The 20241-nt window shown below is 64.9% G+C and carries 14 protein-coding genes and 3 rRNA genes; 13 read left to right on the top strand and 4 right to left on the bottom strand.

What is annotated here, in order from left to right:
• Positions 1-37 precede the first annotated feature (37 nt).
• Positions 38-847 (top strand): pyrroline-5-carboxylate reductase, encoded by an 810-nt coding sequence (gene proC / locus OG246_RS06040; protein WP_266456901.1) that lies wholly within the window; start codon positions 38-40, stop codon positions 845-847.
• A gap of 79 nt (positions 848-926) precedes the next feature.
• Here proC and trpS read toward each other — a convergent pair whose 3' ends face one another.
• Positions 927-1925: a tryptophan--tRNA ligase gene (trpS, locus tag OG246_RS06035; protein ID WP_266456890.1), complete on the bottom strand. Its 999-nt coding sequence runs from the start codon at positions 1923-1925 to the stop codon at positions 927-929.
• Between the two features lie 830 nt (positions 1926-2755).
• Between trpS and OG246_RS06030 the strand changes: the two genes are divergently transcribed.
• The 11 genes from OG246_RS06030 to OG246_RS05980 all read left to right on the top strand — a co-directional run bounded on the left by OG246_RS06030 (position 2756) and on the right by OG246_RS05980 (position 15500).
• Positions 2756-4283 (top strand): 16S ribosomal RNA (locus OG246_RS06030).
• Between the two features lie 320 nt (positions 4284-4603).
• Positions 4604-7727: ribosomal RNA gene (locus tag OG246_RS06025) — 23S ribosomal RNA — on the top strand.
• An 87-nt stretch (positions 7728-7814) separates the two neighbouring features.
• Positions 7815-7931: ribosomal RNA gene (gene rrf / locus OG246_RS06020) — 5S ribosomal RNA — on the top strand.
• The 16S, 23S and 5S rRNA genes sit together here, the layout of an rRNA operon.
• 83 nt (positions 7932-8014) lie before the next feature.
• Positions 8015-8659, top strand: a complete 645-nt coding sequence (locus OG246_RS06015) for an HAD family phosphatase (RefSeq protein ID WP_266456888.1) — start codon at positions 8015-8017, stop codon at positions 8657-8659.
• A gap of 134 nt (positions 8660-8793) precedes the next feature.
• The gene (locus OG246_RS06010) at positions 8794-10026 is read left to right on the top strand and encodes an MFS transporter (RefSeq protein ID WP_266456886.1); all 1233 of its coding nucleotides are present in this window, start codon (positions 8794-8796) and stop codon (positions 10024-10026) included.
• Positions 9977-11149 carry an acetoin utilization protein AcuC gene (locus tag OG246_RS06005; protein ID WP_266456884.1) on the top strand — a complete coding sequence of 391 codons (1173 nt, stop codon included), beginning with the start codon at positions 9977-9979 and terminating at the stop codon, positions 11147-11149. Before OG246_RS06010 ends, OG246_RS06005 begins: the two co-directional genes overlap by 50 nt.
• Before the next feature lie 473 nt (positions 11150-11622).
• Complete coding sequence (locus tag OG246_RS06000; RefSeq protein ID WP_266456882.1) at positions 11623-12438, top strand: phosphatase; 816 nt, start codon at positions 11623-11625, stop codon at positions 12436-12438.
• A 129-nt stretch (positions 12439-12567) separates the two neighbouring features.
• On the top strand, positions 12568-12780 hold the full coding sequence (locus OG246_RS05995; RefSeq protein ID WP_004984898.1) for a helix-turn-helix domain-containing protein: 213 nt from the start codon (positions 12568-12570) through the stop codon (positions 12778-12780).
• Positions 12781-12963: 183 nt separating this feature from the next.
• Positions 12964-13062: an AURKAIP1/COX24 domain-containing protein gene (locus tag OG246_RS05990; RefSeq protein ID WP_003948845.1), complete on the top strand. Its 99-nt coding sequence runs from the start codon at positions 12964-12966 to the stop codon at positions 13060-13062.
• 312 nt (positions 13063-13374) lie between these two features.
• On the top strand, positions 13375-14436 hold the full coding sequence (locus tag OG246_RS05985; protein WP_266456879.1) for an NAD-dependent epimerase/dehydratase family protein: 1062 nt from the start codon (positions 13375-13377) through the stop codon (positions 14434-14436).
• A 14-nt stretch (positions 14437-14450) separates the two neighbouring features.
• Positions 14451-15500: a lysophospholipid acyltransferase family protein gene (locus tag OG246_RS05980; protein WP_266456876.1), complete on the top strand. Its 1050-nt coding sequence runs from the start codon at positions 14451-14453 to the stop codon at positions 15498-15500.
• Between the two features lie 115 nt (positions 15501-15615).
• Here the strand turns inward: OG246_RS05980 and OG246_RS05975 are convergent, their stop codons facing one another.
• From OG246_RS05975 to OG246_RS05965, 3 genes are all read right to left on the bottom strand, one after another.
• Positions 15616-16845 carry a DUF5667 domain-containing protein gene (locus tag OG246_RS05975; protein ID WP_266456873.1) on the bottom strand — a complete coding sequence of 410 codons (1230 nt, stop codon included), beginning with the start codon at positions 16843-16845 and terminating at the stop codon, positions 15616-15618.
• Between the two features lie 264 nt (positions 16846-17109).
• Positions 17110-17880, bottom strand: a complete 771-nt coding sequence (locus OG246_RS05970) for an ECF subfamily RNA polymerase sigma factor, BldN family (RefSeq protein ID WP_266456870.1) — start codon at positions 17878-17880, stop codon at positions 17110-17112.
• Positions 17881-18638: 758 nt separating this feature from the next.
• The gene (locus OG246_RS05965; RefSeq protein ID WP_266456868.1) at positions 18639-19580 is read right to left on the bottom strand and encodes an HAD family phosphatase; all 942 of its coding nucleotides are present in this window, start codon (positions 19578-19580) and stop codon (positions 18639-18641) included.
• A 159-nt stretch (positions 19581-19739) separates the two neighbouring features.
• Here OG246_RS05965 and OG246_RS05960 point away from each other — a divergent pair, with 159 nt between their 5' ends.
• Positions 19740-20048, top strand: a complete 309-nt coding sequence (locus OG246_RS05960) for a glutaredoxin family protein (protein ID WP_266456866.1) — start codon at positions 19740-19742, stop codon at positions 20046-20048.
• Positions 20049-20241 lie beyond the last annotated feature (193 nt).

Here is a 20241-nt window from a genome sequence, read left to right as displayed (position 1 = left end):
GACACCGGACGACGCAACCCCCGGAGGGCACCGCACCATGACCCAGAAAGTCGCAGTCCTCGGCACCGGCAAGATCGGCGAAGCCCTGCTCAGCGGAGTGATCAGGGCAGGCTGGCCACTCGCCGACCTGCTGGTCACCGCCCGCCGGCCCGAACGCGCCAAGGAACTCCAGGAGCGCCACGGAGTCACGGCGGTCACCAACGCCGAGGCCGCCAAGACCGCCGACACCCTGATCCTCACGGTCAAGCCGCAGGACATGGGCACCCTCCTCGACGAACTCGCCCCGCACATCCCCGCCGACCGCCTGGTCATCAGCGGCGCGGCAGGCATCCCCACCTCCTTCATCGAGGAGCGCCTGGCCGCAGGCACCCCCGTCGTCCGTGTCATGACGAACACCCCCGCCCTCGTCGACGAGGCCATGTCCGTCATCTCCGCCGGCAGCCACGCCACCGCCGAGCACCTCGCCCACGCCGAGGAGATCTTCGGCGCCGTCGGCAAGACGCTCCGCGTCCCTGAGTCCCAGCAGGACGCCTGCACCGCCCTCTCCGGCTCGGGACCGGCGTACTTCTTCTACCTCGTAGAGGCCATGACGGACGCGGGCATCCTCCTTGGCCTGCCCCGCGACAAGGCCCACGACCTCATCGTCCAGTCCGCGATCGGCGCCGCAGTGATGCTCCGCGACAGCGGCGAGCACCCCGTGAAGCTCCGCGAGAACGTCACGTCCCCCGCGGGCACCACGATCAACGCCATCCGCGAACTGGAGAACCACGGCGTGCGTGCCGCACTGATCGCCGCGCTGGAAGCGGCCCGCGACCGCAGCCGCGAACTCGCCTCCGGCAACAGCTAAGAAGAACAGGGGCCGGGCCCGCCCCCGGCCCCACCGTCCTTCAGCCCTCAGCCCTCAGCCCTCAGCCCTCAGTCCTGCCTCAGCCCGCGGCCAGCAAACCGATCGCCCGATACGCCGCGTCCACCCTCGGCCGCGCCATCCCTCTGGCCTTCTCCGCACCGTCCCGCAACACCCCCTCCACGTACGCAGGATCCGCGCACAACTCCTGGTGCCTCTCCTGTACGGGCCTGAGGAGCTCGACCACGGCCTCGGCGGTGTCCTTCTTCAAAGCTCCGTACGACTCATATACACCGCCCAAGGCCTCTGGGTTCCCACCCTCGCAAGCCGCGAGAATCTCCAGCAGATTCGAGATCCCCGGCCGGGCCTCCTGGTCGTACACGACGTCCTGCCCGCTGTCGGTCACAGCCCGCATGACCTTCTTCCGCACGACATCCGGCTCGTCGAGCAGATAGACGACCCCGGGCCCGACGTCATCGCTCTTCCCCATCTTCGACGTCGGCTCCTGCAGATTCATGACCCGCGCGGCGACCTCCGGACGCGTGGCCCGAGGCACCACGAACGTGTGCCCGTACCGCTGGTTGAACCGCGCGGCCAGATCCCGAGTCAGCTCCACGTGCTGTGTCTGGTCATCACCCACCGGCACCTCATCGGTCCCGTACGCCAGGATGTCCGCCGCCATCAGCACGGGATACGTCAGCAACGACAGCCGAACACTCCCGCCCCGCTCCCGCTCCCGCACGGACTTCTCCTTGTACTGGATCATCCGCCGCATCTCCCCGTCGGTCGCGACGCACTCCAGCAGATACGACAGCCGCGCGTGCTCGTCCACATGACTCTGTACGAACACGGTGCACAGCTCCGGATCGAGCCCGGATGCCAGCAACAACGTCGCCGCCTGCCGACTGAGCCTGCGCACGCGCCCCGGATCGTGGTCCACGGTCAGCGCATGCAGATCGACGATGCAGAACAGGGCATCGGCCCGGTGCTGATCGACATCGGCCCACCGCCGTACGGCCCCCAGATAGTTGCCCAGCGTCAGATGCCCGGTCGGCTTGACCCCACTGAAGATCCGCGTCATCTCTCAACCTCCTGGTCGAGGCCGCCGCACCCGCCGGCCGGCTCTCCAGGAAGGAGATACAGAAACGGCCGCCGAGGGCGGCGGCCGTTGAGTACATACGTATGTACGGCCGCCGTCAGGCGGCCCACCACTGCTGGGTGCACGTATGCGTAGTCACGGCTCCAAGGTACGCCTCCGAGGCGCCTCCTGGAGCGGAGTTGACACACCTCGACCTCGTACGTAATGTTCTCCGAGCTGTCCGACGTGAGTGCCGACTCCGGTCGGTCCCCGGACAGCCATTCCGCAACAAGCACTCAACGAACGACGACCTGTCGTCGGCTCGTTTTCCTGCGCGTTTGTGAAATGAGGAATCCGCGTTCGAAAGGACGCCACCCCGATTAGCTCGGGAGCCGAGATTCCGCTAAAGTCTCACTCGTCGGAACGGCCCAACAGCCGCGAAGACAAGCCCCACTGACTGGGAATCAGGCCCGAAAGGATCTGATAGAGTCGGAGCCGCTGGAAAGGGAAACGCGAAAGCGGAAACCTGGAAAGCACCGAGGAAATCGGATCGGGAAATGGTCTGATAGAGTCGGAAACGCAAGACCGAAGGGAAACTGCCCGGAGGAAAGCCTGAGAGAGTCTCTCGGGTGAGTACAAAGGAAGCGTCCGTTCCTTGAGAACTCAACAGCGTGCCAAAAATCAACGCCAAGTTTGTTGATACCCCGTCTCCGGCCATTCGGCTGGGACGAGGTTCCTTTGAAGTAAAACATCAGCGAGGACGCTGTGGACCGTGGGGATTATTCCTCTCTTCGGTTCCGCTCTCGTGGTGTCGTCCCGATTACGGGAAAACATTCACGGAGAGTTTGATCCTGGCTCAGGACGAACGCTGGCGGCGTGCTTAACACATGCAAGTCGAACGATGAAGCCTTTCGGGGTGGATTAGTGGCGAACGGGTGAGTAACACGTGGGCAATCTGCCCTTCACTCTGGGACAAGCCCTGGAAACGGGGTCTAATACCGGATAACACTCCTGCCTGCATGGGTGGGGGTTAAAAGCTCCGGCGGTGAAGGATGAGCCCGCGGCCTATCAGCTTGTTGGTGAGGTAGTGGCTCACCAAGGCGACGACGGGTAGCCGGCCTGAGAGGGCGACCGGCCACACTGGGACTGAGACACGGCCCAGACTCCTACGGGAGGCAGCAGTGGGGAATATTGCACAATGGGCGAAAGCCTGATGCAGCGACGCCGCGTGAGGGATGACGGCCTTCGGGTTGTAAACCTCTTTCAGCAGGGAAGAAGCGAAAGTGACGGTACCTGCAGAAGAAGCGCCGGCTAACTACGTGCCAGCAGCCGCGGTAATACGTAGGGCGCAAGCGTTGTCCGGAATTATTGGGCGTAAAGAGCTCGTAGGCGGCTTGTCGCGTCGGTTGTGAAAGCCCGGGGCTTAACCCCGGGTCTGCAGTCGATACGGGCAGGCTAGAGTGTGGTAGGGGAGATCGGAATTCCTGGTGTAGCGGTGAAATGCGCAGATATCAGGAGGAACACCGGTGGCGAAGGCGGATCTCTGGGCCATTACTGACGCTGAGGAGCGAAAGCGTGGGGAGCGAACAGGATTAGATACCCTGGTAGTCCACGCCGTAAACGGTGGGAACTAGGTGTTGGCGACATTCCACGTCGTCGGTGCCGCAGCTAACGCATTAAGTTCCCCGCCTGGGGAGTACGGCCGCAAGGCTAAAACTCAAAGGAATTGACGGGGGCCCGCACAAGCAGCGGAGCATGTGGCTTAATTCGACGCAACGCGAAGAACCTTACCAAGGCTTGACATACGCCGGAAAGCATCAGAGATGGTGCCCCCCTTGTGGTCGGTGTACAGGTGGTGCATGGCTGTCGTCAGCTCGTGTCGTGAGATGTTGGGTTAAGTCCCGCAACGAGCGCAACCCTTGTTCTGTGTTGCCAGCATGCCCTTCGGGGTGATGGGGACTCACAGGAGACTGCCGGGGTCAACTCGGAGGAAGGTGGGGACGACGTCAAGTCATCATGCCCCTTATGCCTTGGGCTGCACACGTGCTACAATGGCAGGTACAATGAGCTGCGATGCCGCGAGGCGGAGCGAATCTCAAAAAGCCTGTCTCAGTTCGGATTGGGGTCTGCAACTCGACCCCATGAAGTCGGAGTTGCTAGTAATCGCAGATCAGCATTGCTGCGGTGAATACGTTCCCGGGCCTTGTACACACCGCCCGTCACGTCACGAAAGTCGGTAACACCCGAAGCCGGTGGCCCAACCCCCTTGTGGGGAGGGAGCTGTCGAAGGTGGGACTGGCGATTGGGACGAAGTCGTAACAAGGTAGCCGTACCGGAAGGTGCGGCTGGATCACCTCCTTTCTAAGGAGCATCTAGGCCGCCAGGCATTGTCTGGTGGTCCAGGGCCAGTACATCGGCGTACGTCCGGTGCTGGTTGCTCATGGGTGGAACGTTGATTATTCGGCACTCTCAGTCATCTCGGGCTGCAAGTACTGCTCTCGCAAGGGAGCGTGGAAAGCTGATCATGAGTGGCGAGGGTGCCGGGCACGCTGTTGGGTGTCTGAGGGTACGGACTTTGAGTCTGGATCTTCAGTGCCGGCCCCGGTGAAAATCTGCTTCGGCGGGTTGTGACGGGTGGTTGGTCGTTGTTTGAGAACTGCACAGTGGACGCGAGCATCTGTGGCCAAGTTTTTAAGGGCGCACGGTGGATGCCTTGGCACCAGGAACCGATGAAGGACGTGGGAGGCCACGATAGTCCCCGGGGAGCCGTCAACCAGGCTTTGATCCGGGGGTTTCCGAATGGGGAAACCCGGCAGTCGTCATGGGCTGTCACCCATACCTGAACACATAGGGTATGTGGAGGGAACGCGGGGAAGTGAAACATCTCAGTACCCGCAGGAAGAGAAAACAACCGTGATTCCGGGAGTAGTGGCGAGCGAAACTGGATGAGGCTAAACCATATGCGTGTGAGACCCGGCAGGGGTTGCGTATATGGGGTTGTGGGATTTCTCTTTCACGGTCTGCCGATCGTGAGACGAGTCAGAAACCGTTGATGTAGGCGAAGGACATGCGAAAGGTCCGGCGTAGAGGGTAAGACCCCCGTAGTCGAAACGTCAACGGCTCGTTTGAGAAACACCCAAGTAGCACGGGGCCCGAGAAATCCCGTGTGAATCTGGCGGGACCACCCGCTAAGCCTAAATATTCCCTGGTGACCGATAGCGGATAGTACCGTGAGGGAATGGTGAAAAGTACCGCGGGAGCGGAGTGAAATAGTACCTGAAACCGTGTGCCTACAAGCCGTGGGAGCGTCGCGCATCAAGTTTACTTGGTGCGTCGTGACTGCGTGCCTTTTGAAGAATGAGCCTGCGAGTTTGCGGTGTGTTGCGAGGTTAACCCGTGTGGGGAAGCCGTAGCGAAAGCGAGTCCGAATAGGGCGATTTAGTAGCGCGCTCAAGACCCGAAGCGGAGTGATCTAGCCATGGGCAGGTTGAAGCGGCTGTAAGAGGTCGTGGAGGACCGAACCCACCAGGGTTGAAAACCTGGGGGATGACCTGTGGTTAGGGGTGAAAGGCCAATCAAACTCCGTGATAGCTGGTTCTCCCCGAAATGCATTTAGGTGCAGCGTCGTGTGTTTCTTGCCGGAGGTAGAGCACTGGATAGGCGATGGGCCCTACCGGGTTACTGACCTTAGCCAAACTCCGAATGCCGGTAAGTGAGAGCACGGCAGTGAGACTGTGGGGGATAAGCTCCATGGTCGAGAGGGAAACAGCCCAGAGCATCGACTAAGGCCCCTAAGCGTACGCTAAGTGGGAAAGGATGTGGAGTCGCACAGACAACCAGGAGGTTGGCTTAGAAGCAGCCACCCTTGAAAGAGTGCGTAATAGCTCACTGGTCTAGTGATTCCGCGCCGACAATGTAGCGGGGCTCAAGCGTACCGCCGAAGTCGTGTCATTCCAGCACATACCCCCAACGGGGGCTGGGATGGGTAGGGGAGCGTCGTGTGCCGGGTGAAGCCGCAGCGGAAGCTAGTGGTGGACGGTTCACGAGTGAGAATGCAGGCATGAGTAGCGATACACACGTGAGAAACGTGTGCGCCGATTGACTAAGGGTTCCTGGGTCAAGCTGATCTGCCCAGGGTAAGTCGGGACCTAAGGCGAGGCCGACAGGCGTAGTCGATGGATAACCGGTTGATATTCCGGTACCCGCTGTGAAGCGTCAAACATTGAACCAGGCGATGCTAAGTCCGTGAAGCCGCCCCGGAGCCTTCGGGCAAAGGGGAGTGGTGGAGCCGACGGACCAGACCTGCAGTAGGTGAGTGATGGGGTGACGCAGGAAGGTAGTCCATCCCGGGCGGTGGTTGTCCCGGGGTAAGGGTGTAGGCCGTGTGATAGGTAAATCCGTCGCACATTAAGGCTGAGACCTGATGCCGAGCCGATTGTGGTGAAGTGGATGATCCTATGCTGTCGAGAAAAGCCTCTAGCGAGTTTCATGGCGGCCCGTACCCTAAACCGACTCAGGTGGTCAGGTAGAGAATACCGAGGCGTTCGGGTGAACTATGGTTAAGGAACTCGGCAAAATGCCCCCGTAACTTCGGGAGAAGGGGGGCCATCACCGGTGATAGCACTTGCTGCTTGAGCTGGGGGTGGCCGCAGAGACCAGCGAGAAGCGACTGTTTACTAAAAACACAGGTCCGTGCGAAGCCGTAAGGCGATGTATACGGACTGACGCCTGCCCGGTGCTGGAACGTTAAGGGGACCGGTTAGTCACTCTTCGGGGTGGCGAAGCTGAGAACTTAAGCGCCAGTAAACGGCGGTGGTAACTATAACCATCCTAAGGTAGCGAAATTCCTTGTCGGGTAAGTTCCGACCTGCACGAATGGCGTAACGACTTCTCGACTGTCTCAACCATAGGCCCGGTGAAATTGCACTACGAGTAAAGATGCTCGTTTCGCGCAGCAGGACGGAAAGACCCCGGGACCTTTACTATAGTTTGATATTGGTGTTCGGTTCGGCTTGTGTAGGATAGCTGGGAGACTGTGAAGCTTGAGCGCCAGCTCAGGTGGAGTCGTCGTTGAAATACCAGTCTGGTCGTGCTGGATGTCTAACCTGGGTCCGTGATCCGGATCAGGGACAGTGTCTGATGGGTAGTTTAACTGGGGCGGTTGCCTCCTAAAGAGTAACGGAGGCGCCCAAAGGTTCCCTCAGCCTGGTTGGTAATCAGGTGTTGAGTGTAAGTGCACAAGGGAGCTTGACTGTGAGACCGACGGGTCGAGCAGGGACGAAAGTCGGGACTAGTGATCCGGCGGTGGCTTGTGGAAGCGCCGTCGCTCAACGGATAAAAGGTACCCCGGGGATAACAGGCTGATCTTCCCCAAGAGTCCATATCGACGGGATGGTTTGGCACCTCGATGTCGGCTCGTCGCATCCTGGGGCTGGAGTCGGTCCCAAGGGTTGGGCTGTTCGCCCATTAAAGCGGTACGCGAGCTGGGTTTAGAACGTCGTGAGACAGTTCGGTCCCTATCCGCTGCGCGCGCAGGAATATTGAGAAGGGCTGTCCCTAGTACGAGAGGACCGGGACGGACGAACCTCTGGTGTGCCAGTTGTCCTGCCAAGGGCATGGCTGGTTGGCTACGTTCGGGAGGGATAACCGCTGAAAGCATCTAAGCGGGAAGCCTGCTTCGAGATGAGTATTCCCACCCCCTTGAGGGGTTAAGGCTCCCAGTAGACGACTGGGTTGATAGGCCAGATGTGGAAGCCCAGTAATGGGCGAAGCTGACTGGTACTAATAGGCCGAGGGCTTGTCCTCAGTTGCTCGCGTCCACTGTGTTGGTTCTGAAACCACGAACAACCGTCGTAGCCATGCCACGGCTCCGGTTGACAAGTTTCACCGTGTTTCGGTGGTCATAGCGTGAGGGAAACGCCCGGTTACATTCCGAACCCGGAAGCTAAGCCTCACAGCGCCGATGGTACTGCAGGGGGGACCCTGTGGGAGAGTAGGACGCCGCCGAACTATTTGTAGAGAAAACCCCTGTACCGGGAAACCGGTACAGGGGTTTTCTGCATTTAGGGGTCGCTTCGTTTTATTGTCGCAGTATGCGCTACGAATTGATCATCTTCGACAACGACGGTGTCCTCGTGGACAGTGAGCCGATCTCCAACACACTTCTTGCCGCGTATCTCACCGAACTCGGACATCCCACCTCGTACGAGGAGTCCCTCCGCGACTACATGGGCTCCGCCATGCACCGCGTACACGATCTGGTGGAGGAGCGGACCGGGCAGCGGTTGCCCGCGGACTTCGACGAGGTTTTCCACGCTCGCGTCTTCGCCGCCTTCGAGCGGGAGTTGGAGCCGGTACCCGGTGCTGTGCAGGTGCTGGAGAAGCTGGCTGCGGACGGGGTGCCGTACTGCGTGGCCTCTTCCGGGAGTCATGAGCGGATTCGTGTGGGGCATCGGAAGACCGGGCTCGACCGGTGGTTCGACGAGGGGCGCGTCTTCAGTTCGCAGGATGTGGGGCGGGGGAAGCCGGCGCCGGATCTGTTCCTGTACGCGGCCGAGCGGATGGGCGTAGCGCCGGAGAAGTGTGTTGTCGTGGAGGACAGTCCGCTGGGGGTGCAGGCGGCTGTCGCGGCCGGGATGGATGTGTACGGGTTCACGGCCATGACGCCCGCCGACCGGCTGGCGGGGGCCACTCGGCTCTTCTCCGACATGGGGCAGCTGGCTGACCTGCTCGTATGACCAGGGACGGCTGCGATTCCCGCTCGATCTTCTTGTTCGGCATCGGCCTGGAGTGCGCTGAGTTGGAGAGCTGAGCAAAATTCATCTTCGGCTGGATCTACCCACGGGTAAGCCGGGGCCCTACGCTCGCCGCCATGACAGATGTGCTGCGGCGCGGTAGGGCCTCGCTCGCGTTCAGCTTCTTCGCCCAGGGCGTCGCCTTCGCGCTGCTGGTGACGCGTATCCCCGCGATCCAGGACCGCTACGGGATATCCGACGCGTTGCTGCCCGTGTTCCTCGCCGCCGTGCCGGTCCTGGCCGGGGTGGGGAGCGTGGCCACCGAGAAGTTGGTCAAGCGAATACCCCCCAGCCGCGTGCTGAGGTGGTCTCAACCCGTCGTACTCCTTGCCCTGCTGGGTGTCGGGTCCGGTGACCATGTGGCCGAGGTGGCGGTCTCGCTCGGCGCCTTCGGGCTGGCTGTCGGTGCGCTCGACGCCTCCATGAACATGCTCGGGGTGAGCCTTCAGCGGACGTATGGGCGCAGCATCATGCTCGGGTTCCATGCCGTGTACAGCCTGGGCGGGATCGTGGGTGCGTCGCTCGCGTGGGCGGGGGCGCACTGGCATCTGTCGCTGTTCGTGTCGTATCTGCCGGTCGTGGCGGTGCTGTTGCCGGCGGCTCTTGTCGGGAGTCGGTGGTACGTCGACTGGGGCGCCGGTCCCGGTGTGGCTGACGCGGCCGATGCGAAGGAGGGGGCGGGCGAGGCCGCGCCTGTCGTCTTCAAGTTGCTGCTGCCGCTGTGTCTGGTGATGACCTTCGCCTACATCGGGGACTCGACGGTCTCCAACTGGAGTGCGAAGTATCTGCAGGACGTGCTGGGCAGTTCGGAGCAGCTCGCGACCGTTCCGTACAACGTCTATATGGTCACGACGCTGCTGGGGCGGGCCATCGGGGACTTCGGGGTGCGTCGGTTCGGGGCCGTGGCGGTTGTGCGGCTGGGGGCGATGGTCGCGGCGCTGGGGTTCGGTGTGGTGGCGGTGGCGCCTGGTCCAGGGGTGGGGATGCTCGGGTTCACCCTGCTGGGGCTGGGGTTGTGTGTGATCGTGCCGCAGACCTTCGCGGCTGCCGGGCGGCTCTTCCCCGGGGCTTCGGATACGGCGATCGCGCGGCTCAATATCTTCAATTACGTGGGGTTCTTGATCGGTTCGCCTTTGGTGGGGGCGCTGGGGGACGCCTGGAACTACCGGGGCGCCATGCTCGTACCCATGGTGCTGGTTCTGCTGATCTTGAGGTACGCCCGGTCGTTCGACGTTGAACCGGACCGATACGGTGATGGTCATGAGCGGCCGCGCACAGCTGATGTGGGACGAGGCAGTAACGGGCTATGACTTCGGTCCGGACCATCCGATGGATCCGGTCCGGCTGGTGTTGACGAGGAAGCTCGTCGACGCGTTCGGGCTCGATCGCGACGTTGATGTGGTCGCGGCGAAGCCGGCCGGCGAGTCGACGTTGCGGCTCGTGCATCGCGAGGACTACGTGGAGGCGGTGAAGGCCGCCTCCGTGGATCCGGAGGCTGCCGACACCTCGTACGGGCTCGGGACCATGGACGATCCCGCCTTCGCCGGGATGCATGAGGTGTCGGCGATGATCGCCGGGCAGTCGGTGGGTGCGGCCGAGGCGGTGTGGCGCGGGGACGCGGTGCACGCGGTGAACTTCGCGGGTGGGCTGCATCATGCGATGCCGGGGGGTGCATCCGGGTTCTGTATCTACAACGACGCTTCGCTGGCCATCGCTCGGCTGCTTGAGCTGGGCGCTGAGCGGGTCGCCTATATCGATGTGGATGTGCATCACGGGGACGGGGTGCAGGCGGCGTTCTGGGAGGATCCGCGGGTTCTGACGATCTCGCTGCATGAGCATCCGCGGACCTTGTTTCCGCAGACCGGATGGCCGGAGGAGACGGGGGCCGAGAGCGCGGAGGGGTCCGCCGTCAACGTTGCGCTGCCTGCGGGGACCGGGGATGCGGGGTGGCTGCGGGCGTTTCACTCCGTGGTGCCTGAGCTGATCGCGGACTTTCGGCCGCAGGTGCTGGTGACTCAGCACGGGGCCGACACTCATTTCGAGGATCCGCTCGCGCATCTCGCGGTGTCGCTGGATGCGCAGCGGGCTGTGCAGGTGGCTTGTCATGAGCTGGCGCATGAGTACGCCGAGGGGCGGTGGGTCGCTCTGGGTGGGGGTGGGTACGCGGTGGTGGATGTGGTGCCTCGGTCTTGGACGCACCTGGTTGCCATCGCGGCGGGGCGGGAGATTGCGCCCGAGACGGTGGTTCCTGAGGGGTGGCGGCAGGAAGTGTTCGCTCGTACGCGGCAGTTGGCGCCGGGGCGGATGACTGATGGGCGGTGGCCTGTGTCCTGGAAGGACTGGGAGTCCGGGTACGACCCGGCGGATCGGTTGGATCAGGCGGTTCTGGCTACTCGGCGGGCCGTGTTTCCGTTGCGGGGGTTGTTGCCGTAGGTGGGGGTGGGGAGTTTTTCGCCCCCTCCGCCCCTACCCGTCCCTTGTTTCTGGGGGCTCCGCCCCCAGACCCCCGTGTCGCGCTGACGCGCTCGTCCTCAAACGCCGGACGGGCTGAAAGATCTCCCCCGGCCCGGGGCTGAAGAGCGCAGCCCCCACGGGTGGGTGGGGGATCGGGATGGCACCGCCTCGTCCTCAGACGCCGGACGGGCTGAAAGATCTTCCCCGGCCCGGGGTCGAAGAGCGCAGCCCCCACGGGTGGGTGGGGGATGGGGATGGCAGCGCCTCGTCCTCAAACGCCGGACGGGCTGAAAGGACCTTCCCCGGCCCGGGACACCATCCCGTCCCCAGACGCCGGGCGGGCTCAGAACCTCTGTCGCCGGGCGGAGCCCCATGGCACCCATTACGCCAACTGTGCGGCCTTTTCGGGATTTTCGGGGTGAAGCCCCGGCAAATGCGTCAGCATCGCTGGTGTGTTGAGCACCGGAGCGTTGCGTGCACACCTGTTGGCTGCCCGGTTGGCCGGGCCTGTGGCCACCTCGCGTGAGGAGAGTCTGCGGAGTTATCGGCTCTTCGCTGCTCGTGATCCTCGCGTGCTGCTCGGGCTTGATCCCGAATGGAGCTGGCGGCAGCGGGACTTGATCGAGTTGATGGCGGACAAGTGCGGGGTTTCTGCCGACCCGGCGCACACTTCGGGGCATGATGTGATCGATCCCGAGCGGACCCTGGCGGCCCTCGACGCCTTCGCGGCGCGGCTCGGAGAGGCGGCCCGCAACCGCGAACCGGTGCTTCTCGGCACCGGGCACCCGCATCGGCTGATCAGTTTCTACGCCGCTCTGGCGGACGCGCTGTCGGCGGCGGGGTGTGCCGTCCTCACCCCCGCGCAGGGTAGCTCTGTCGACATAACGACCCGGTTCGGTCTACGCACGTACAACCTTGACTACGTACAAGGTGTCGCGCTGGTGCGCGAACCCGGCGCGCGAGCCCCCGGTAGTGCGACCGGCGCACACTCCCACTCACCCCTCCCGGTTCGCACCGTTCTGGCCGCCGCGGCGGAGGCCGGTGGGCTGCTCCCGGAGCTGGTGATCGGAGACCACGGATGGGTCTGCGGGGCAGGTCAGCTGGGGTTCGAGGCGATGGGGCTGGCGGATACGGACGATCCTGCGCTCTTCGTCGGGGAGGCAGAGGGGCGGGTGTCCGTCGTCGTTCCGCTTGATGACGCTGTGCGGTCTGATTACTACCGACCGCTTACTCGCTATGTACTCAATCGAGCGTGTCTGTCACAGTAGGCGGCCGATGACAGCTCCTCTTCCCCACTCGCATCACCCGCCTCTACTCTGGGGAGTGAGCACGCAACGACGAAGTGTCACCGGAAGGGGAAGCCGGTGACCGTCGAGTGCGGAAGGTTCAGGTGTGTCATGGCTGCAGCTGGCGAGAGGCCTCTGAACGAGGTTCAGTTCCTGACCGTGGCGGAAGTCGCCTCGGTGATGCGAGTGTCGAAGATGACCGTGTACCGCTTGGTGCACAGCGGTCATCTGCCGGCGATCCGGGTGGGGAGGTCCTTCCGGGTGCCGGAGCAAGCGGTTCACGAGTACCTCCGCGAGAGCTATGTGGGGGTGGAGACAGCCTGACGGCGGTCCGGGAGACCGTCCGGGGGCTCCGGGAGATCCTTAGGGATCACTCGGGGATCGCCTGGAGATCTCCCGGATCCCCTCGATTACGACCTCAGCGCTCGGACGGGTAGGCTGGCCCCTCATAGTCGTGTGGGCCCATGCAGCCCAGCAGCGAGTAAAGAGAAGTGAGCGAGGGTAGTCGTGGGCTCTGTTATCAAGAAGCGGCGCAAGCGGATGGCGAAGAAGAAGCACCGCAAGCTGCTCAAGCGCACTCGCGTTCAGCGTCGCAACAAGAAGTAAGCGGCGCCGCTAGAAGCGCGTACTGTGGCCCTCCACCGACTGGTGGGGGGCCACAGGCGTATCCGGCCACGAAAGGCTTTGCCATTTCCGGGCCGAATTCGGCCCGTCGCCGGCGACAGAAAGCCTTTTCATCGCTGAGCGTATGTCTGTGCGCCGAATGGCTTGGTCTGGTCGTACGTCTGTGGCTGTCGTCACTTCGTGCATCGGGCGGTCATCACAGCGCAACATCAACCCGCTAGGTTGGCGGCACACGGGGAACACGGCAGGGTACGAGCAGAGCTACGTTGCAGGTCTGGAAGGAAGGCGCTGATCTTGGGGAAGGTCGTGCTCGTGACCGGGGTGGCCCGTCGGCTGGGCGGCCGGTTCGTACGGCGGATCCAGCGTGACCCACAGGTGGACCGGGTGATCGCCGTGGACGCGGTTCCGCCCGAGCACCATCTCGGCGGTGCCGACTTCATCCAGGCCGACATCCGGCACCCGACCATCGCGCGTGTGCTCGCCGAGACGAACGCCGACACGGTCGTGCACATGGATGTGACGGGCACCGCGCTGGGCAGCGGCAGCCGGACGACGGTCAAGGAGACCAACGTCATCGGCACCATGCAGCTCCTGGGCGCCTGCCAGAAGTCCCCGACGGTCAAGCGGCTCGTCGTGAAGTCCAGTACGAACGTGTACGGGTCCGCGCCGCGCGATCCGGCCGTCTTCACCGAGAACACCCCGCCCAAGTCGCTGCCCAGCGGCGGCTTCGCGAAGGACACGGTCGAGGTCGAGGGGTACGTACGAGGGTTCGCGCGCCGGCGGCCCGACGTCGCCGTGTGTGTGCTGCGGTTCGCGAACATCCTGGGGCCGAGCGCGGATTCGCCGCTCGCCTCGTACTTCTCGCTGCCGGTGCTGCCGACCGTTTTCGGCTACGACCCCCGGCTGCAGTTCGTGCACGAGGACGACGTGATCGAGGTGCTGCGGATCGCCTCGCACGAGCCGGAGCGCGGGACGCTCAACAGCGGCACGTTCAACATCGCGGGCGACGGCGTCCTGTTGCTCTCCCAGTGCTCGCGGCGCCTGGGGCGTCCCACGGTGCCGCTGCTGCTGCCCGCGCTCACCTGGGTGGGTACGGCGGTGCGTACCCTGGGCGTGACGGACTTCTCGCCGGAGCAGCTGCGGCTGCTCACACACGGCCGGGTCGTGGCGACGAAGCAGATGCGCGAGACGCTGGGATTCCAGCCGAAGTACACGACGGCGGAGACCTTCGCGGACTTCGCCCGCAGCCGGGGGCCTGGACTTCTGCCCCCCGAGGCCGTTGCGGGAGCCGTCGACCGGATCGCCGCGCTGCCCTTCCTGGGCGGCGGCCACCCCCCGACGCAGAGCGCCAACTGAGGAGCGCATCAACGATGGCGGACGCCAAGGTCATTCCGTTCGACGACGACCGGTCGCGCGGGGGTGCGGTGCAGCGCCCGCCGCGTCGCCGGAGCGCGGGTAGCCGGCGCGCGGGCGATCCCGTGGTGGTACGTGAGGTCCAGCCCCTGCCCGGCCGGGCCGTACAGCGGGATGATGTTCCCGTGACGCGTGAGGAACAGCCGCCCCAGGAGCCGCAGGAGAGCGGCGGTCTTGAACGGCGTATCGCCGGGGGCCTGGCCTTCCTGCGCCGGCGGCTCACGGGCGACTACGAGGTCGACGACTTCGGATACGACGCCGAACTCACCGACCAGGTACTGATGTCGCTGGTGCGCCCGCTCTACGAGAATTACTTCCGCGTAGAGGTGAAGGGCATCGAGAACATCCCTGCCGAGGGCGGGGCGCTGATCGTCGCCAACCACTCCGGGACGCTGCCGCTGGACGGCCTGATGATGCAGGTCGCCGTTCACGACAACCATCCCGCGGGCCGGCACCTCCGGCTCCTGGCGGCCGACCTGGTGTTCATGCTGCCGGTTGTCAACGAGCTGGCCCGCAAGGCCGGTCACACCCTCGCCTGCGCCGAGGACGCGGAGCGCCTGCTCGAACGCGGCGAACTGGTCGGTGTGATGCCCGAGGGCTTCAAGGGCATCGGCAAGCCCTTCAGTGAGCGCTACAAGCTCCAGCGCTTCGGCCGCGGCGGCTTCGTCTCCACGGCCCTGAAGCAGGGCACCCCGATCATCCCGTGCTCGATCGTCGGCGCGGAGGAGATCTACCCGATGATCGGCAACGCGAAGACCCTGGCGCGTGTCCTGGGCATTCCGTACTTCCCGATCACTCCGACCTTCCCGTGGCTGGGCCCGCTCGGCGCGGTCCCGCTCCCCACGAAGTGGACGATCCAGTTCGGCGAGCCGATCCGGACGGACGGCTATCCGCCGGAGGCGGCGGAGGATCCGATGCTGATGTTCAACCTGACGGATCAGGTGCGGGAGCAGATTCAGCACACGCTGTACAAGCTGCTGGTGCAGCGGCGGTCAGTGTTCTTCTGATCCGGCCGGTGTTCTTCTGATCATGCACATACGTTTCTTCTGATTACGCGCCTGTACGGCGGTGGGGGCGCCCTTCTCAGGAAGGGCGCCCCCACCGCCGTACAGCACCTTCGGTCTAGCTCGCGTCCTCGCTGTCGATGCCCAGGCCCGGGAGCAGGCCCGGGAGGAGCGGCGGCAGGGTGACGTCCGGTTCGCCGGCGGACGGAGTGCCATTGCCGGTGGACGGGGAGGCTGAGCCGGTGGTGTCCTCGGGCGGGTCCAGGAGGCCGCCCGTGTTGCCGCCGAGCAGGCCCTCGTCCTGGCTGTCAGAGGTGGACGGCTTGGGTTTGCCGCTGCTCTGGCTGCCGGTGGAGGAACCGCCGCTGGTGGCGCTGGGCGCCGGACGGTCCGTACCGGAGGAGCCCGTGGAGTCGGAACTGGAGCCGCGGTGGCGGCCCGTGCCCTCCTGCACGGGAGGCTGCGGGAGCAGCGAGCGCAGCGGGTCGACCTCGTCGTCTATGGCGTCGAAGACCGACGAGACCTGGCTGCTCACGTCGCCGAGCTGCACGGGCAGCCGGTCTCGCAGCATGCCCCAGGCTTCTCGGTGGGACTGCGAGAAGGCGGACAGGGCCTGGATGGGGCCCAGTGAGCCGTCCCGCTGGTACGCCTCGTGCAGCAAACGGTGGCCCTCGGCCGCGTCGTGCTGCATGCCCGACAGGGCGCGGCGGATCTCGCCCAGGGACTCGTGGTCGAGCTGCCCGGAACGGTCGCGCTCCATCAGTCGGCGTGCCTCGCTGAGCCGGGTCGAGGCCTGGTCGAGGTAGAGCTCGCCCCGGTCACTGTCGCCGTGGGCCAGGCCCAGCTTGATGTCCTCCATGCCGCGCTTCAGCCCGTAGAGCGAGTCACCGGGAAGGGCGTCGGAGCTGGCAGCGGCCACGCCGCCGAAGGCTCCCGCGGCCACACTGACGGTGAGCCCGCCCGCGGCGAGCCCCTTCGACAGCCTGGAACGGGGCCGCAACTTCCCCAGCCCGGTCGCCCGGTGCGCGCCCCTGCGGGAGCGCTGCTCGGGCACCGAAGGGCCCAAACCCTCGCCTCCCGAGGCGGTGCCCTCCAGCAGCATCGCCTCCATCGCGGCCACGAGCTGGGCTCGCTGCACGACTTTGACCCCGGGGTCCAGCCCCGGTTTGGGCAGCTCGCCGAGACCGGTGGCGAGGGCCAACAGCAGGCCCTGCTCGGTCTGTTCCGACGCAGCCTGGGACGGTGCCGACCCATCGGGCTGCTCGGCCGCCGTGCCCTGGTCGGACTGCTCCTCCAGGGCCAGGGCGAAGGCGTTCGCCCGCCGGTGTGCCGATACGTTCGCGATCACTGGCGGCACCTCCTCTCATCATGACGGTCGACTCCCCAGGGGGTCCTGAGGGTTGCACTCCCTGACCACATCCACACGATCGAGTGATCGGTGGCGGCCAGGGAGTGACCACAGGGAGCCTGTATCCCGCACAACGAGCGTCGCGGCACTTGGGTTACGGACGACGGATGATCGGACCGCGAAGTCAACAGACTTTTACGGACGGTGAGTTGAGCGTCGCTGAACGTGTGGGATCGCTATGGCGTTTGTGCCGGTGTACGGGCTTCAGCGAGCGTCGTCCGGAAGAAGCCGGGCCAGCGTGCGGACCGCCCGGTACTGGAGGGTCTTGATCGCGCCCTCGTTCTTGCCCATCACGCGGGCGGTCTCGGCGACCGAGAGCCCCTGGAGGAAGCGCAGGGTGACGCACTCCTGCTGCTGGGGATTGAGCCGTCGTACGGCATCCAGCAGTGCCGCGTTCGACAGCGACTCCAGGACGGAGTCCTCGGGGCTGCGCTCGACATCGTTCGAGTCGAGCATGTCGCCGGTGGTCACTTCCAGCCGGAAGCGGCTGGACTTGAAGTGGTCGGCGACCAGGTTGCGGGCGATGGTCACCAGCCAGGCGCCGAAGTCGCGGCCCTGCCAGGTGAAGGTTCCGATGCGGCGCAGGGCGCGCAGGAACGTCTCGCTGGTGAGGTCTTCCGCGGTCGCCTTTCCGCCGACGCGGTAATAGATGTAGCGGTACACGGTGTCGCTGTACTGGTCGTAGAGACGGCCGAAGGCGTCGGCCTCGCCCGCTTGGGCGCGCTCCACGAGTTCCATCATCCGGGCGCTGTCGCTGTCTGCGGCCGGGCGGCGTGCGGTGGTGGCCGAGCTCGAGCGGCCCCGTCTGCCGACCGCCGCGCTTCCGTCGGCCAGGGCGTAACAAGGGCCGACGGGCGCGGGGCCGGCGAAGGCGGGGACGGCGTACGCGGTGGGGACGAAGCCGCGCAAGCGGTCCAGAACCGTTGCGCGCAGCGTAGCCAGGCCCGAGGCGTCAACCCCGACGTGTGAGTACACGGGACTCCCAGAGGCAGAGCTTCCATCACGTTCAGTGCGGAACCGTTCACCCGTCGTAGCGACGGAGGGGTGGCGGTTTGCGTCTGAGGAGAATAACGCTTCGTACAGGCAGCGCTACACCGAGTTGCTCAAATCACCGATTGCGTCGCTTCTGTTGCCTATTGACGCCGATTCAAGTGCCGGACGGTGACCGTTTGTTGATCGTTTGGGTCCGGGTTCCGTTTGAGTGCGGGGCGTGTTGTGGTCGTCTGTGGTTAACGGGACTGGCGGGGGCGTTGCGCGGGTAGGAACGTGGGATTGCCGGGTTCCTGCCGTGTCATGAGCATCCGGAAGAGTGTGGGCTGGGGCGTGGGTTTTTCGCCCCCTCCGCCCCTACCCGTCCCTTGTTCCTGGGGGCTGCCGCCCCCAGACCCCCGCATCGCGCTGACGCGCTCGTCCTCAAACGCCGGACGGGCTGGAAGATCTTCCCTGGCCCGGGGGTGAAGAGTGCAGCCCCCACGGGTGGGTGGGGGATCGGGATGGCGCCGCCTCGTCCTCGGACGTCGGACGGGCTGAAAGCTCTCCCCCGGCCGGGGCTGAAGAGCGGAGCCTCCACGGGGTGGGTGGGTGGGGGGGCGGGATGGTGCTGACTCGTACTCAAGAGTCAGGCGCGTCGGCGTTGCTCGGACGGGGTTGAAGCGCGCAGTTCCCGCGGGTGGGTGGCGGATCGGGGTGGTGTCACCGCACCGTCCTCGTGCGTCGGACGGGACGGCATCGCTTCAGCGGCGGCGGCGGTGCAGGGCGATTGCTGCTGCTGTGCCGCCTGCTACTGCGCCTACTCCTGCTGCGGCTGGGATGCCTACCTTGGCTGCTTTGCGGCCTGTGCGGTAGTCGCGTAGGCGCCATTCCAGGTTGCGGGCGTGTTTGCGGAGCTTGGTGTCGGGGTTGATGGCGTAGGGGTGGCCCACCAGGGAGAGCATGGGGATGTCGTTGTGGGAGTCGCTGTAGGCGGCGCAGCGGGAGAGGTCCAGGCCCTCCGCGGCGGCCAGGGCTCGTACCGCTTCCGCCTTGGCGGGGCCGTGCAGCGGTTCGCCGACGAGCTTGCCCGTGTAGACGCCGTTCACGGATTCCGCGACCGTGCCGAGTGCGCCGGTCAGGCCCAGACGGCGGGCGATCACCGTTGCGATCTCGACCGGGGCGGCCGTGACCAGCCACACCTTCTGGCCGGCGTCCAGGTGCGCTTCGGCCAGTGCGCGGGTGCCAGGCCAGATGCGCTCGGCCATGTACTCGTCGTAGATCTCCTCGCCGATGGACATCAGCTCGGCGACACGGTGGCCCTTCACGATCGACAGGGCCGAGTCGCGGGCCTCCTGCATGTGCTCCGGGTCCTCGACGCCCGCCAGTCTGAACCACGCCTGCTGCCAGGCGAATTTGGCGAGATCGCGCGTCTCGAAGAACTTCCGCTTGTGCAGGCCGCGGCCGAAGTGGAAGAGCGCGGCGCCCTGCATCACGGTGTTGTCGAGGTCGAAGAAGGCGGCTGCCTTGTCGTCGCCGAGCACCGGGAAGTCCGGTTCGGCGGGGGCGTCGGGCGCGGCTTCGTGCGCGAGTTCCTCCTGCTCCTGGGAGGTTTTGCGCGCTGCCTCCGCCGAGGCCTCGCCTGCCAAGACGCTCCGCGCGGTGGCGGAGCGCCTACGGGGAGTGAGCCATCCGAGAGCGGCCATGTCGTGAGCATAGCCAGTTTGTTCGGTGGTTCCGGAGTCGTGAGGATTCGAGGCTGTGAACTCTCCGCGACCGAGTCGTTAAAGAAGTGATCTGGCCGGTGTGTCGGATGGGGATGGTGGCGCTACCGAGGGGTCCCGCGGGCCGCGGGCGGCGGGAGAATGGCAGGTATGAGTTCCATGTTCCGGCGCGGTGGGCGTCGTACGGAGAAGGCGGAGGCCGGGGTTCCCGGCGAGCAGCGGCTGGTCACGCTGATCAGGAAGCCCGGATGTCATCTGTGCGATGACGCACAGGAAGTGGTCGCGAGGGTCTGCGACGAGCTCGGGGTCGTCTGGGAGCAGAAGGACATCAGTACGGACGAGGCGCTGTACCGCGCGTACTGGGAGCAGATCCCGGTCGTGCTGGTCGACGGCGCTCAGCACACGTTCTGGAGGGTGAACGAGGAGCGCCTTCGCAAAGCCCTCACATAGTGACGGGAGGCGGATCGTGGCCCCATCGTGGCCTGACTGAGTAGTCCAAGTGGTCCGGAAAGTCGCCTAGGATCGACGGCGATTGGTCTCGGGGGCGGGATGCGTTGAGGAGAGTGTGCGGTTTTGCCCCCTTCAGGCGAGGAACGAAAGTGTCCGCGCGCCGGTTCCATAACCGCGCGCCGGGCGTGCGTGA

Origin of the sequence: Streptomyces sp. NBC_00620 (genome assembly GCF_026341825.1) — a bacterium.
Taxonomy (GTDB): domain Bacteria; phylum Actinomycetota; class Actinomycetes; order Streptomycetales; family Streptomycetaceae; genus Streptomyces.
Note: the sequence above shows the minus strand (reverse complement) of the source record. Positions and strands in the feature narration are given on the sequence as shown.

Excerpts from the sequence above, each read along its gene's own strand:
- OG246_RS06005 (WP_266456884.1), top strand. The coding sequence starts at position 9,977 with ATGAGCGGCCGCGCACAGCTGATGTGGGACGAGGCAGTAACGGGCTAT.
- OG246_RS05965 (WP_266456868.1), bottom strand. The coding sequence starts at position 19,580 with ATGGCCGCTCTCGGATGGCTCACTCCCCGTAGGCGCTCCGCCACCGCG.
- trpS (WP_266456890.1), bottom strand. The coding sequence starts at position 1,925 with ATGACGCGGATCTTCAGTGGGGTCAAGCCGACCGGGCATCTGACGCTG.
- OG246_RS05995 (WP_004984898.1), top strand. The coding sequence starts at position 12,568 with ATGGCTGCAGCTGGCGAGAGGCCTCTGAACGAGGTTCAGTTCCTGACC.
- OG246_RS05960 (WP_266456866.1), top strand. The coding sequence starts at position 19,740 with ATGGCAGGTATGAGTTCCATGTTCCGGCGCGGTGGGCGTCGTACGGAG.
- OG246_RS06010 (WP_266456886.1), top strand. The coding sequence starts at position 8,794 with ATGACAGATGTGCTGCGGCGCGGTAGGGCCTCGCTCGCGTTCAGCTTC.
- proC (WP_266456901.1), top strand. The coding sequence starts at position 38 with ATGACCCAGAAAGTCGCAGTCCTCGGCACCGGCAAGATCGGCGAAGCC.
- OG246_RS05980 (WP_266456876.1), top strand. The coding sequence starts at position 14,451 with ATGGCGGACGCCAAGGTCATTCCGTTCGACGACGACCGGTCGCGCGGG.
- OG246_RS06015 (WP_266456888.1), top strand. The coding sequence starts at position 8,015 with ATGCGCTACGAATTGATCATCTTCGACAACGACGGTGTCCTCGTGGAC.